Here is a 14,092-nt window from a genome sequence, read left to right as displayed (position 1 = left end):
TTCACCCACTAATATTCTAGGCTTGCAATATCCTGTGGTTCTGCGTGTAACTCAACGGAGTGTACACGGGCATCCCGCATTCGAATCACTCTGTCTGCAATAGGGGCTAGGGAACTATTGTGGGTAACGATAATCACCGTCGCCCCCTGCTTGCGGGACATATCTTGTAAGATTTGCAAGACCTGCTTACCTGTTTGATAATCCAGGGCTCCTGTCGGTTCATCACAGAGGAGAATTTTAGGCTTTTTTGCAACGGCACGGGCAATGGCCACACGTTGTTGTTCGCCGCCTGAAAGCTGAGCGGGGAAATTATTGATACGGTGACCGAGTCCGACCTGTTCCAAGACCTCCTCGGCATCCAAGGCATCCTTGACAATTTCTGCTGCCAGTTCCACATTTTCCTTGGCGGTCAGATTGGCAACCAAGTTATAAAATTGAAAGACAAAACCTACATCATCTCTACGATAATTGGTCAGTTCATGACTTGAAAGCTTGGCAATATCCACACCGTCAATCCAAACCTCCCCCTCGTCATTGCTATCCATGCCACCTAAAATATTGAGCAGAGTGGATTTGCCCGCCCCCGATGAGCCGAGAATAATGACCAGCTCCCCCTTTTCAATCTCAAAGGACACACCGTCATTTGCCACAATGGTCGCATCCCCCATTTGGTAGTATTTTGACGAATTCTTTACTTGGATATAGGACATGGCACACCTCGCTTCTTCTCTTCCTAACAACTGTATTCTTACCACTTATTATAGCACAAAAGAGGGATTCTCACCCTCTCTGATCATCTATTATACTTGGGCAATAGCAGAGCCACCATAGAGTTTCAATTCTTCTCTGATGGTCTGGTAGTAGTAGCGATCGAAGGCCTTCCAAGCCTTCCTGCTAGTCTCACTCAACCGCAGGTCGCCCAGTCCAACCAAAAAACTGGTCGAACGGTAGAACTTCTCAATCGCAATCAGCTCTGTATTGGTGACCGACTTGGCCTCCGACAATATGCGTGTCGTCTCTGTCAAATTATGCTGGAACCGTTGCTCATCAGCTGTTCCTACTTTATCTGCTTGAAAGGCATGATTCAAGTCTTGAATGAGGGCCAAAACGTCTTGAATAATCTGTGTCTTTTCCATAAAAGACCCTCCTTTGAATTATTGAATTTAGTATATCAAATTAGACAAAGATATTCAAGTCTATTCGGACTGACTTGTTTGATTTTCTTCTTCCAAGTACCATTTTTTAATAGGCTAATCCAAGACCTCTTCCAGTTTGACCTAGAAAACATCAGCAATCTAATCCAAGACCAGCTGATACAAGGTTGGGTACGACGGGCAATCCTGCTTCTACTTGTCATGGTCCTCATCTGTCTGGTCGAAATCATTCTCTTCTATGTCCTAACTAGCAAGCTCATCAAGGCCTTCAAGCTCTTGGACGGCAAGGTTAACACCTTCATTCTTTGGGGCTACCGCCTCTTGTTCTGGGGCTCAATCGGTTTGATTGTCTTTGGTTTGGTGACTAGTCTCTCGACTGGACTTATGGAAAAATATCCAAGCCATACAAGACCTGGATGTTCAGGCGATTGGGACGGATATTCAGGCTATCGTTGCTGAAGCTCCTCTGACCAAAATCGGTGATGTGCAGGTCTTATTTGACAGCATTCAAGACTACATTCGTGATAAGAGCATCCTTTTGGCAACCAAGGAATCACTGGTGCTTCAAGTCTCAAAACTCCACTCACTCATCAGTGTCTGGTCAACTGCCTACCCAATCCTGCTTGCCCTGCTCAGCTATTTCCACATAAAAGACTGGTGGACCAAGCGGACGCCAGGCAAACCAATCGTCAAAATCAGCCTGACTATTGAGCGTCAGTAAGCAGAAATCCCACTTCGATTGAAGCGGGATTTTTTATTCTGCCGAATGACCAAGGTTCATACCAACAAAACCAATCATCATCAGACTAGTCACAATCAAGCTGGTCACTATCAACCAACTCCATGACTGAGTAAAGACTAGCAGACTAATTCCAAAGCCGATACTGATGAGCAGGAGCTGGGTAGATTGAAACTGCTTGGATAGGATTCTGCCTTGCTTATTATAAACATTGTGCTGAAGGAGTCCGAGTATAAAGAGGACTAGGCCACCGTAAAAATAAAAGACGGTGTATTGGGCATTCATGTCACTATTTCCAAAAAATGAGAGGGCTATGGTTATCAAACTGAGCCCAAAGAGTATGGGGTAGTGACTATAAATGGCACGAATCCCAGTTTCTTCCCGTTCTACATCAAGCAGGTGGTCCACTTCTACAATATAGACCATGAAAAGATTTGTCAGAGTAATGAAAATCGCAATGGATTCCCAAGAAAAATTCTCTGGACTGAAATGCTCTGAAATACCGATCAAAGACTCGCCAAAGGTAATAATCACTAAGAGTGACAAGCGCTCCATCAAGTGTGGAAAATTTACTGGATTCAAGTCAGCCGAAACAAAGCCACGGTTGGGATCGCTGAGCAATCCAGGTAGCAACCAGGTCGAGAGAATACCGACCAAGGCAATCCACATACCTATCTCATAAGGGAAAAATAAGGAAAGAAAGAGCATGACAGACCGCAAACCGAGGATATAGAAAAACTGCTTCATCAAACTCCGATCCGCATCGTTTGAAGTCTGGAGATATTCTAAGATGTACTGGACCAGAAGTAGCAAGGAAATAATGGCCATGGGTAGAAAAATCCATACAAAACTAGTCTGCCAATCTCCTGCAACTGCACTTGATGCCACCAAAAGACAAATCATCTGCAAAAACATAAAAATGATATTTCTCAAGCTGTTACTTCCAAAACGATTTGTAAAGACTGTCTGCACCATCCAGGAATTAACAAAAATAATCAGGCCAACTGAGAAGTTAAAAAAGGACTGAAGACTGACAACTCCCTGATGGGCATGGTGGATTATCGACGTCAGCTGACTGATAGTATAGACATAAACTAAATCATAAAATAATTCGGTCAACTCGACCTTTTTATGCTTGATAAAGGGCATAGAATCTCCTGTTAAAATTTTTTCATTTCACCAGTATAGCACAGAAAGTTAGGGGATACAAATTAGCTAGAAAAAGCCAACTGCCCTTTCGAGATTGCGATACTGTTTTCCAAGTCCTGTAAGTTTTTTTCTTCCACCAAATCCTGCGTTTCTGAAATATAGCGTTGAAAATGCGGAGTCAAACGGTGGTCTTCGTAGGCTTTCGCACTCGCATACACTTCGTAGAAATAATAACGATTTGATTGCTGACTGTCTTTGACAGCATACATGGCTAAAACACCCACTTCTTCTTTTATAGAAGTTTGCATATTCAGCAGGACACTTCTTTCAAAGGCTTTTTCACTCCCCGCCTCCACTTGAATCTGGGCAAATTTTAGGAAATATTTCTCTGCTCCTAGCCACACTCCAGACGGCAACTTTTCTTCCAAAAATAAGGCTTCTACTTCATAGACCTCCCGCTTGGTGAGTTTGGATCCCACCTGCTCTACATAGGATTGGTAGTGCAGAGAAGTCCGATGACTTTGGTAGGCCACCTCATCTGCATAGACCTCAAAAACTTTGTACTCCAACGGATTTTCCTTTAAAGAACTGGCGTACATGGCAAGAGTGCCAGCTTCCTCTTCATAGGAGGTCTGGAAATTTTCCATACCCACTTGGTAAAAGCTATCACGATTTTTCTCATCAACTCCTAGATGAAATAAATGAACAACTGGCTTACTCATCTATTTTGTCTCCTTCAGTAATAGTTTGATATTTTCAGAGTAAATGGCTTGCTTGTCCTCTTGAGATAAGTGCAAGGAGTCAATAGCTTCTGAGATGACCAGCGTAGCCCCTGCAGGCGCAATCCCAAGAGGCGCATCGGTTCCAAAGAGAACACGGTCCAATCCGAAATAGTCAAGGGTCAATTCTAAAGCCTTTGGATTGCCTAAGATGGCGGTGTCCACATAGAATTTGCGGAAGTCCTCCACCTGTTTTTCTGGTAAAATGTACTGAATTCGTCCGCTAAAAAACGGTGCCAAGGCTCCTGCATGGTGAACAATGATTTTCAGATTAGGAAAATCTTGGAAGATACCAGCCTGAACCAATTGCAGCATGGCCTGACTTTGCTCGTATTCCCATGAAAAGACAATGTTGTTATCTGGTTTGCGATTATCAAATACAGGGTGCAACCAGATTGGAATATTCAACTCCTCACATTTGGCAAAGATTGGTCTAAATGACGGGTCTGCAATGGACAGGCCAAGATGTCTTGAAAATAGCTGGATTCCAGCAATTTCAGGATTTTTAGCGACAAAGTCTTCCAAAATTTCCAGACTTCCCTCAATGTTGTTCAAGGCCAGCATGGCTACACCAGCTAGAAATTGATTTGGATAGGCCTGAACAGTTTCCAAGAGTTCTTGATTGGCCTCTTTTACCAAAGCCAAGGCTGGCTCTGCTTCAAGATAATCTTCTGGATTGACATTGACAAATGAAATAATCTGTTTGACAGCTGGATCTTGCAGAGCCTGCCTTTTTTCCATATCCATTAAAACAGGATTTTGTAGAAAGGGCATTTTTTGAGGCAAGGCTGGATCAAGGGCCAACATTTTTTGGTAAAACTGGGGCAACAATACATGGGCAAATACATCTATTTTCATACATCTATCTCCTTCCAACTATCCTTTTCATCGGATAAAATCGCATAGTCTTCAAAGTAGGAAAGGTCTTGTTCAATCTCACCTGATTCATATAAAGCTATTTTTTTCTCCAAGCGGTCAATGGAGCGTTGGAGGTTGGCCTGCTTTTGATAGAGAGTCGTCAACTGCTCCCGCAACAAGTTTTCCCGTTCCTTGACGGTGCTATTGCCCTGCTTCAACAAGGAAGCATACTCTGTCAGCGTTTCAATACTGACACCTGAGTGACGCAAACAGATAATCATCTCCAGCCATGTCAGGATTTCCTTTGTAAAATAGCGATGTCCATTACTGGCTCTTGGAACATCTGGCAATAAGCCAATTCGTTCATAATAACGTAGAGTATTACTATTGATCTGGTATCTTTGACTGACTTCCGCAATCGTGTAGCCGAGTTTGTCCATGGTCTGCACCTCCTGTATGCCATTATAACACTTGTAGTTCACTATAAGTCAATATGAAAATCAAAAAACGATGCCTGCTCAGACACCGTTATATATTTTTTTATTTAACAGCCTCTAAAGCCGCTTCATAATCTGGATGTTCGTTGACATTGTCCAGGTATTCCACATAGGTGATTTCATTGTCGGCACTAAGGACAAAGACCGCACGCGCCAGCAAATTCCACTCTCGCATGAGCACACCGTAGGATTTACCAAAGGCATGGTCATAGTAATCAGACAGGGTGATGGCATCTTCCAAACCTGCAGCCCCACACCAGCGTTTTTGGGCAAAAGGCAGGTCTGCTGAAACAGTCACAACAACCGTATTGTCACGGTCAGCCAGTTCCTGATTGAAGCGACGAGTCTGGGTATCGCAAATCCCTGTGTCAATAGAAGGCACCACACTGATGACCTTGGTCTGCTTGCCAAAGTCTTTCAGGCTTTTCAGACTCAAGTCATTTGCCATGAGGACAAAATCAGGGGCAGTATCTCCCACTCTTAATTGCGGACCTACCAAGGTCACTGGTTTTCCAATAAAGGTTGTCATAAACATCTCCCTTGCACTTAATATATCTATTGTAAGCGTTTATAAGCAAAAATACCAGTTTTTTGACTGGTATTTTCACTATAGTTTGTAGGTTTTTAATCGCAGAGCGTTCAAGACGACTGATACCGAACTGAGGGCCATGGCTGCACCTGCAAACATAGGATTGAGCAGAGGTCCACCAAATACATGTAACAGACCCATGGCGATTGGAATGCCAATTACATTGTAAGCAAAAGCCCAGAAGAGATTTTGTTTAATGGTCCGCATGGTTGCCTGGCTGAGTTTGACAGCCTTGACCACATCCAAAATGTCACTATGCATGAGGACAATATCGGCAGACTCAATGGCAATATCAGTCCCTGAACCAATAGCCAGACCCACATGGGCTTGAGCTAGAGCTGGGGCATCGTTGATGCCATCCCCCACCATGGCGACTGTCTTGCCCTGTTCTTGTAAGAGCTTGACTTGGTTAGCCTTGTCATCTGGTAGGACCTGACTGACCACCTGCTCAATGCCGACTTCCTTGGCAATGGCTTTGGCAGTTTTTTCATTGTCCCCTGTCAGCATGACCACTTCTAAGCCAATGGCTTGCAGAGCCTGGACAGCCTGACGGCTGGTCTCTTTTACTTTATCGGCAACGGCAATGACTGCTAGTAATTCTTGCTGGCTGGCTAGGAAAACAGGCGTCTTGGCTTGATGGGCAAATCCCTCCGCAACTGCACGTCCTTGGGAAACATTAATTCCCTGTTCCCGCATCAACCGTTCATTTCCTAGATAGATGGTCTGCTCTGCTATTGTCACCGAAAGACCACGGCCAGAAAGAGCCTGAAAATTAGTGGCGGGCAAGAGAGTAATCTTTTCTGTCTGTGCAGCTTGCAGGAGAGCCTGAGCCAAGGGATGCTCGGAAAATTGCTCGCTACTTGCTGCCAGCTGGAGGACCTGCTCACGATTTTTAGCAGACACCAGATGAATGTCTGTCACCTGGGGCTTGCCCTCAGTAATGGTCCCAGTCTTGTCGAAGACAATGGTATTCACACCTTGTAGGGTTTCAATAGCTTGACCAGACTTGAACAGAAGACCGTTTTCTGCCCCTTTTCCAGTCCCAACCATGATAGCAGTCGGAGTTGCTAGACCCAGAGCACAAGGGCATGCAATGACCAAGACGGCGATGATAATACTTAGTGAAAAAATCCAGGATTCTTGCCCCAAGAAATACCAGGCCAGACCGGACAAGAAAGCCAAGCCCATGACGACTGGCACAAAGACGGCAGATACTTGGTCAGCCAATTTGGCGATGGGTGCCTTAGACCCTTGAGCCTCTTCTACCAAGCGAATGATCTGAGCCAGAGTCGTATCACGACCAACCTTGGTAGCCTGCATGGTAATGGCACCTTGCTGGTTAAGGGTACCGCCAAAAACATTGTCGCCTAGTGCCTTCTTCACTGGCAGGCTCTCACCCGTCAGCATAGACTCATCCACACGTGTCTGGCCTTCTAGAACTTGACCGTCAACAGGAATCTGCTGACCTGGGCGAACAATGACCTGGTCACCGACCACCACTTCTTCAATCGGCACTTGTATTTCCTGCCCATTTCGCAAGACCTGGGCCGTCTTGGGAGCCAGATCCATCAATTTCTTAATGGCCTCAGAAGTCTGACCTTTGGCTCTAGCTTCAAAATATTTTCCTAGGGTAATCAAGGTCAAGATAACGGCGGCTGATTCAAAATACAGTTCAGGATGATGACCGTGCATGGCTACTTCTTTCCCCATCAGAAGAAAAGCAATCATCAAAAGACCTTGAACCAAGGCTGCCCCAGTCCCAACGGCAATCAAGGAATCCATATTGGGATGGCCTTGCAAGAGGGTTTTAAAGCCTTTTTGGAAAAAACTGCGTCCCATATAAAGGACAGGGATGAGCAAGATGACTTGGCTGACCGCATAGACTAGCGGTTGATGGAGCAAGGCTGGTAATGGGAGCCCACCCCAGGGCAACATTGGCCCCATAGCAATATAGAGCAAGGGAAGAGTAAAGACTGCTGACCAGACAAATCGTTTCCAAAGACTGTCTTCCTTGCTTGGTCCCTTTTCCACCGTCTCTTCCACTTGATCTGGTCTGATTAGCTGATAGCCTGCCCGCTCAACTGCTTTTTCAAGACTAGCTGGATTTTGCCTATCACGGCTATAGCGGATGGTCACCTTTTCTGTTGCCAGATTGACAGAGACTTCTTCTACACCCTCTAGTTTGCCCAGAGCTTTTTCAACCGTCAGAGCACAGGAAGCACAGGTCATGCCTGAAATGTCATAAGACTCGGTCACCAAGTTATCGACTAGCTGATAACCCGCCTTTTCAACTGCCTGACGAATATCCTCTAGTCCCAACAGCTTTTCATCGTAGTTAACACTCAATTTTTCCGTTGCTAGGTTGACACTGGCTTCTTCTACTCCTGCTAATTTACCGACAGCTTTTTCAACTGTCATGGCACAAGAGGCACAGGTCATGCCTTGAATGGGATAGCTTGCTTGTTTCATAGTTTACTCCTTTTCCGACTACATCTGTAAACAAATTATACAGCATGCGACTACATTTGTAAACAAAATTGTTTCAAAAAAGTAGATTGAAATCAATCCAACCTACTTTTACATATTCATTTATTCTTTACTGGATTTTTTCCGATGAAGAAAAATTGCTGTTAAAATTCCTGCAACACCTAGCGCCACCAATAAGAGGCTGACTTGCTCTCCTGTACTAGGAAGACTTGATTTACCTTTTTTATTGGTAGGTGTTACTTTCTTATCAGAAGACACTACTGTTCCGCTTGAGGAGGAAGTATCCGTAGCTCCTCCTGTGTCAGAAGCACTTGTAGACTGACTTGTACTGCTTGAAGTACTGGTTGAAGTTTCGGTACCACTTGATGATGGCTCAGTGCTGGTGGATGGTTCAGTACTACTTGATGATGGTTCGGTACTAGTGGATGGTTCAGTACTACTTGATGAGTCGGTGCTGCTGGATGACGGACTTGTTGCCGCTTCAATTTTTGCCATCATTTCAGCTTCAACAGCTTTTAGTTGGGCAAAAATCTCTGCTGAACGAGCCAAGGTTTCCTCGGTTACAGTTGGAGCCAGGGCTACAGCTGCATCTTCTGAAAGTCCAGCATATTGAGCATCCAGAGCTGCCTGTGCAGCAATCCATTCTTTTTCAAGGGCAATCCATTTTTCTTGAATCGATGTACCAAATAACTCTGGGTGTGAGATGGCCATCTTATCAATATTTTGTACCGTCCAGTACCATGAATTCGTATCATAAGAAGCTGAGCGATTTTTAAAGGCTTCATAAGTATCAGTCACAATACCATAAAATGGAACATACGGTGTATTCCTTGTCTGAGCCAAGCCCAACCATACTGTGCCACCGAAGGCTGACGGTAAGCTACTATTGATCTGATAAACATGGGCATCGATGACGTTTTCATTACCAAGAGCGTATTTATAAGTCGCATCTGCCGCTTGGTCATTCGCACCATTATCCCCTTGTTTTACCTTGCCTGCTTCATCGTCTGGACGAAATTCTGGAAGATGTTCAAAACGGTTACGTTGTAAGGCAAAGGTATCTTGTAAACTAAAGCGACGACTTGGATCTGTTGGCTGACGTAGCAAATCATACACAGCATCTTCATAGGTTACAGGCGATGCTGGATCCATCAATTTAATACCTGCATACACACGGGAACGGTCTGCTTCAGCATAAGTTGCAGGACCGTATGATTTAGCGATATGGAACTGCCCGTCAACTGTCACATAATTATCCGCTTGTTTGGCTACTTCTTCAACCTTTGCAGAAGCAATCACATTTTCTGTATCGGTAAAATCAACATGACCTAGATAGTAAGTATTTGCAAAAATTGCATACTTATCTTCAGGGAACTTGATGGCTACGTATTGGTGTCCTGACAAAATTTCCATGTACCAAACTTCATTTTTGTCAGCAATAATAACAATATTCCCTTCTGCTGAGCCTTTTTCATCGATTGTCTTTGCAATCAGCTCAACACCTTCACGCGCACTAGTGACCCTAGGAAGAACATAATCAATCAAAATTGGTTCTCCCAGCCCTCCAGCTTCAACTAGAGGATCAACTGCCAAGACTTTTGCATTTGGAATAGCTGTTACAGTAGCAGTCATGGATACGCCTTTTTCATTAAAACCGTGCGCCCCATAATTACCATTTGAACCATCCCCACGCGCCGCATCAGGCGTAGAGGTGTACTTGAACTCATTTGCCAAGTGTGGTGCTGTAAAACCAAATGTTTCATCCACCAACATATCTCCCTCAGCATAGGTTGCTGCTGGAACCACAATATAATTTTTATTGTGCGCTCCATTATCTGGTGGATAGGGATAATCTTCCGTTCTACCATAAAGGATAGAACCATCCGTTGTCAACCCTTTCCCAATGATAAAGCCTGAACAGGCTTGAACAAGTTGAGCAGGGAATAGGCAAACCAACATTAGAAATGTGGCTATACGAACAAAAGTCTTTTTCATAGACTTCTCCTTTCCTGATACTCTGTGAAAATCAGAAGTAGGCTCTTCCAAAGATAGGAATCCAGAGACTATTTTACACAAGTCTCCGACCCAAACAGAAGGTGATTTTCGTTGAGTATAATATGATTTACCCATTTGCACCTACATTGTAACGCAAAAACACTTGCCTTGCAAGTGCTTTCAGATATATTTTACACATTTTTTCTAGCTAACATGGTCGCAAACCGCATCTTAAGGAAATTGCCATTTTCATCCCGCTTATGGAGTTGACCAAAATCTTCATTGTACTTGACCAGTTCCCAGTCACGGTAGTATTCCTTCAACTCACCTGCTCCAAAAGTAAAGGAGAAATTCATAGGACAGGGGGCATCTTCCGTATCCATAGCCGCCACAATCAAGTTATAGCCACCAGGTCGTGTTTGCTCCTGCATATTGCGGATAATGGCTGGCACACGATCCCTCTCCAAAAACATAAAGACCACGGTCGAGATAATCCAGTCGTAATCCTGCTCCAGACTGGCTGAATTGATGTCATAGGTCCCAGCCTGCAGGTCCAAGTCCTCCACTTCCTTGACCTGCAAGAGTGTCCGAATACTTGGCACATCCTTATCAACCGCCGTCACCTCAAAACCCTGCTGGGCTAGATAGAGACTATTGCGACCATGACCACAACCCAAATCCAAAACCTTACAAGGCTCGATGATTTTCAAAGCCTCCAAGACTTCCGAATGCGTCCGAGTATAATCATACTTTTTGGCAAAATAATCTTCTGGTTGACAGAAAAATTCCAAGAAAAACTCCGTATCCTCTGTCAATAAGGTCACTCGATGCCAAGCCTGTGGCTCCACAAAAGGAATATCGTCTGTCGGACCATAGACATATTCTCCCAAAATCTCATTATCATCTGAAATCGGCTCAAATTTGAGCTGGCCTCTCAAGACCTTGATTTTGGCCCAAGTACCCACCTTGGTATTGTGCTTGGTCAAAAAATGCTGGGGAACCGTATCCTGATTCCAAATGGGCATGCGTTTGTAAGGAACTAAAACCGTCATTATCTCTCCTTTTCTTTCCAATACACTTAGTCTATCACAAAGGAAATATGAATTCAAACTCATTTTTTCCTTGACTTGGAGTGAACTCCAAGGTGTATAATATTCCATATCAATCAGAAAGGATATTTACTGACAAGTAAATGTGTGATGAATATGAAAGCAGCTATTTATGAAAAAGCCGGTAAGATGACCGTTGCAGAAATCGAAAAACCAAGCCTTCAAGCAAAGGATGATGTCATTATCAAGGTCGTTCGGGCCTGTGTCTGTGGGTCAGACCTTTGGGGCTACGGTGAAGATATTCACCATGACCACGGTGACACAAACTCTGGTCATGAAGCTATCGGTATCGTTGAAGAGGTAGGCGAAGACATTACAACACTTGTTCCTGGTGACTTTGTCATCGTTCCATTTACACATGGTTGCGGACACTGTGATGCCTGCCGTGCTGGCTTTGACGGTACTTGTGACAACCATCCAGGCTACACCAACTGGGGCAACAACTACCAGTCTCAATACATTCGTTTCCACTATGGCAACTGGGCCTTGGTCAAAATTCCTGGTCAGCCAAGTGACTACTCGGAAGGCATGATTAAATCCCTTTTGACACTAGCAGATGTTATGCCAACTGGCTACCACGCTGCGCGTGTTGCAGATGTCAAACCTGGTGACAAAGTTGTTGTCATCGGTGATGGTGCAGTGGGTCAATGTGCCGTTATCGCTGCAAAAATGCGCGGAGCTTCTCAGATTATCATGATGAGTCGCCACGCAGATCGCCAGCAAATGGCTTTGGAATCAGGGGCTACTGCCATCGTAGCAGAACGGGGCGAGGAAGGTATCGCCAAAGTCCGTGAAATTCTTGGCGGTGGCGCTGATGCTGCTCTCGAATGTGTCGGAACAGAAGCCTCCATTGACCAAGCCCTCGGTGTTCTTCACAATGGTGGTCGTATCGGTTTTGTCGGTGTGCCACACTACAACAACCACGCCCTTGGCTCAACCTTTGCTCAAAATATCATTATCGGTGGTGGCTCTGCTTCTGTCACAACCTATGATAAGGAAATTTTGCTCGATGCTGTCCTCAAAGGCCACATCAATCCAGGTCGAGTTTTCACCCAAACTTACAGCCTGGACAATATTGACCAAGCCTACAAAGACATGGCCAACCGTAAAACGATTAAAGCCATGGTGACGGTGGATTAATACTCTCTAGGAATCAAAAAATCTAATTATAAACTAGCTCAGTTCTAGGCATAGGATTTTCAACTCCACTTCCAAATTTTGTATGAATCAATAATAACTGAGTAATTCTATAAAATTGGAGTATCCAATCCGTGACAGTTTTTTTGAATTCAATCAAATATGGCTAAAATAGGAGTGCTTGTAGCACTCCCTGTCTTTTAAAATTCAACGTATTCCCCATCTTTTGGAATAATCAATTGGTCTGCAAAGCCTTTTTCTGACGCAAAATGAGCTAACTCTGAACGTGAAAGTGTCCAGTGGTTGACGGCTTCCATATGAACGGCTACTAATTGGGCATCTGTCAGTTGGCTCAATATATGCACATCATTGGCATCCATAACAACTTTGCCAACACCTTGCATGGCATTCCCTCCAGCATTCATAACAATAATATCTGGTTGATGAGTCACAACTGCATCTTTCACAAAAGGGTCCAGCATGCTGTCTCCTGTAAAGTAAATGGTTTTCTCATCAGCATGACGAAGAACGAAACCACATACTTTACCGATTATTGTTTGAACTTCTTCTGGAAATTGATTTAAATTCTCAACATGTTCGCCATATACTCGACTAATTGTAATGTTGTCAAATTGGGTATCTTCCCCTAATACATAGACCTTGGTAAAACCAGATTCACGAATGACAGCCGCATCTAGCTCATCTTGTACAAAAATAGGCAAATTCTTATCCAATATTTTTGCCGCTACCTCATCCCAGTGGTCATAGTGCAAATGTGTCACAATTACAGCATCAAGTCCTGATGTCAACTCATTAAGTGACAGAGGCAGATCCACCAATGGATTCATTTCCATATTGCCAGTGACAGCTCCTTCAAAAGGTGGATAAGTCCCTTTTTCAGCTAACATTGGATCAATGAGAAAGGTTTTACCAGCATAATTCAAGCGGGCAGTTGATTGACGATAATGTGTAAATTTCATGGAAAACTCCTTAATTATTGATTATCTATATTTTACATATTTCTTAAAATAGGGTACAGTAGTTAAAAAAAGAATTTTGCTTGAAAAACTTTATTTTTGAAAGGAATAGTATGGATAGCATTGATTTACAAATTTTAGAATTACTAACTCAAAATAGTCGCATGAAGGTGAAGGACATGGCAGAGCAGATTCACATGACAGCCCCTGCCATAACAAGTCGGATTCAAAAACTGGAAGACCAAGGCATTATAACAGGGTACACCACCCAAATTGATAGGGTAAAAATAGGTTATCCTGTCCACGTCTTCATTACAGTTACCATGAAAGTCCAAACACACACGCCTTATCTCGACTATGTAGCAAGTTTTTCACCGCAAATTGCCCAGCACCACCGTATTGCAGGTAGTGGTTGTTATTTGATTGAAGCTCATTTTGCCAGCAACCAAGACTTATCTAATTTCCTAGATGAACTGGAAAATTTTGCTAGTTATCAAGTAGCTAGCTCGGTAAATCAGGTTATATAATGCAGTACTGAGGTAATATATTCCGAAAACCCACATCAACCTTGTTAACTTGACTTGTCGTGTAAAAGTACAAATGGAGATTTTCAGCATGTTCC

The 14,092-nt window shown here is 43.8% G+C and carries 15 protein-coding genes; 4 read left to right on the top strand and 11 right to left on the bottom strand.

Translation table 11 applies throughout. The features are described 5' to 3' along the window. Positions 1 to 8 precede the first annotated feature (8 nt). Together K5Q22_RS02315 and K5Q22_RS02310 are read right to left on the bottom strand one after the other, a co-directional pair. On the bottom strand, positions 9 to 710 hold the full coding sequence (locus K5Q22_RS02315) for an ABC transporter ATP-binding protein (RefSeq protein ID WP_024406738.1): 702 nt from the start codon (positions 708 to 710) through the stop codon (positions 9 to 11). Positions 711 to 800: 90 nt separating this feature from the next. Further along, positions 801 to 1,136 carry a helicase BlpT gene (locus K5Q22_RS02310; protein ID WP_205013257.1) on the bottom strand — a complete coding sequence of 112 codons (336 nt, stop codon included), beginning with the start codon at positions 1,134 to 1,136 and terminating at the stop codon, positions 801 to 803. Between the two features lie 21 nt (positions 1,137 to 1,157). Here K5Q22_RS02310 and K5Q22_RS02305 point away from each other — a divergent pair, with 21 nt between their 5' ends. Continuing rightward, the gene (locus K5Q22_RS02305) at positions 1,158 to 1,613 is read left to right on the top strand and encodes a hypothetical protein (RefSeq protein WP_205013258.1); all 456 of its coding nucleotides are present in this window, start codon (positions 1,158 to 1,160) and stop codon (positions 1,611 to 1,613) included. A gap of 25 nt (positions 1,614 to 1,638) precedes the next feature. Continuing rightward, positions 1,639 to 1,875: a hypothetical protein gene (locus tag K5Q22_RS02300; RefSeq protein WP_205013259.1), complete on the top strand. Its 237-nt coding sequence runs from the start codon at positions 1,639 to 1,641 to the stop codon at positions 1,873 to 1,875. 33 nt (positions 1,876 to 1,908) lie between these two features. Here K5Q22_RS02300 and K5Q22_RS02295 read toward each other — a convergent pair whose 3' ends face one another. From K5Q22_RS02295 to tehB, 8 genes are all read right to left on the bottom strand, one after another. Then, entirely contained in the window at positions 1,909 to 3,042 is a 1,134-nt protein-coding gene (locus K5Q22_RS02295; RefSeq protein WP_205013260.1) for a low temperature requirement protein A, read from the bottom strand. 62 nt (positions 3,043 to 3,104) lie between these two features. Then, positions 3,105 to 3,764 carry a putative quinol monooxygenase gene (locus K5Q22_RS02290; RefSeq protein WP_029170871.1) on the bottom strand — a complete coding sequence of 220 codons (660 nt, stop codon included), beginning with the start codon at positions 3,762 to 3,764 and terminating at the stop codon, positions 3,105 to 3,107. Continuing rightward, positions 3,765 to 4,679 (bottom strand): amidohydrolase family protein, encoded by a 915-nt coding sequence (locus K5Q22_RS02285; RefSeq protein ID WP_172089053.1) that lies wholly within the window; start codon positions 4,677 to 4,679, stop codon positions 3,765 to 3,767. Further along, the gene (locus tag K5Q22_RS02280) at positions 4,676 to 5,119 is read right to left on the bottom strand and encodes a MerR family transcriptional regulator (RefSeq protein ID WP_205013261.1); all 444 of its coding nucleotides are present in this window, start codon (positions 5,117 to 5,119) and stop codon (positions 4,676 to 4,678) included. The genes K5Q22_RS02285 and K5Q22_RS02280 overlap by 4 nt, the downstream gene beginning before the upstream one ends. A gap of 100 nt (positions 5,120 to 5,219) precedes the next feature. Then, on the bottom strand, positions 5,220 to 5,705 hold the full coding sequence (gene tpx, locus K5Q22_RS02275; protein ID WP_205013262.1) for a thiol peroxidase: 486 nt from the start codon (positions 5,703 to 5,705) through the stop codon (positions 5,220 to 5,222). A gap of 78 nt (positions 5,706 to 5,783) precedes the next feature. Continuing rightward, complete coding sequence (locus K5Q22_RS02270; RefSeq protein WP_205013263.1) at positions 5,784 to 8,234, bottom strand: heavy metal translocating P-type ATPase; 2,451 nt, start codon at positions 8,232 to 8,234, stop codon at positions 5,784 to 5,786. Between the two features lie 120 nt (positions 8,235 to 8,354). Then, on the bottom strand, positions 8,355 to 10,247 hold the full coding sequence (locus K5Q22_RS02265; RefSeq protein ID WP_205013264.1) for a C69 family dipeptidase: 1,893 nt from the start codon (positions 10,245 to 10,247) through the stop codon (positions 8,355 to 8,357). 191 nt (positions 10,248 to 10,438) lie between these two features. Beyond that, positions 10,439 to 11,299: an SAM-dependent methyltransferase TehB gene (gene tehB / locus K5Q22_RS02260; RefSeq protein WP_024406729.1), complete on the bottom strand. Its 861-nt coding sequence runs from the start codon at positions 11,297 to 11,299 to the stop codon at positions 10,439 to 10,441. A gap of 153 nt (positions 11,300 to 11,452) precedes the next feature. On the opposite strand from tehB, the gene K5Q22_RS02255 reads away from it, so the two are divergent. Next, positions 11,453 to 12,496: a zinc-binding dehydrogenase gene (locus K5Q22_RS02255; RefSeq protein WP_205013465.1), complete on the top strand. Its 1,044-nt coding sequence runs from the start codon at positions 11,453 to 11,455 to the stop codon at positions 12,494 to 12,496. Between the two features lie 197 nt (positions 12,497 to 12,693). Here the strand turns inward: K5Q22_RS02255 and K5Q22_RS02250 are convergent, their stop codons facing one another. Beyond that, on the bottom strand, positions 12,694 to 13,473 hold the full coding sequence (locus K5Q22_RS02250; protein WP_205013265.1) for an MBL fold metallo-hydrolase: 780 nt from the start codon (positions 13,471 to 13,473) through the stop codon (positions 12,694 to 12,696). Between the two features lie 110 nt (positions 13,474 to 13,583). Between K5Q22_RS02250 and K5Q22_RS02245 the strand changes: the two genes are divergently transcribed. Continuing rightward, complete coding sequence (locus tag K5Q22_RS02245) at positions 13,584 to 13,997, top strand: Lrp/AsnC family transcriptional regulator (RefSeq protein WP_205013266.1); 414 nt, start codon at positions 13,584 to 13,586, stop codon at positions 13,995 to 13,997. The last annotated feature ends 95 nt before the right edge of the window (positions 13,998 to 14,092 follow it).

The organism is Streptococcus sp. 2018162 (genome assembly GCF_019754175.1).
Taxonomy (GTDB): Bacteria; Bacillota; Bacilli; order Lactobacillales; family Streptococcaceae; genus Streptococcus; species Streptococcus hashimotonensis.
Note: the sequence above shows the minus strand (reverse complement) of the source record. Positions and strands in the feature narration are given on the sequence as shown.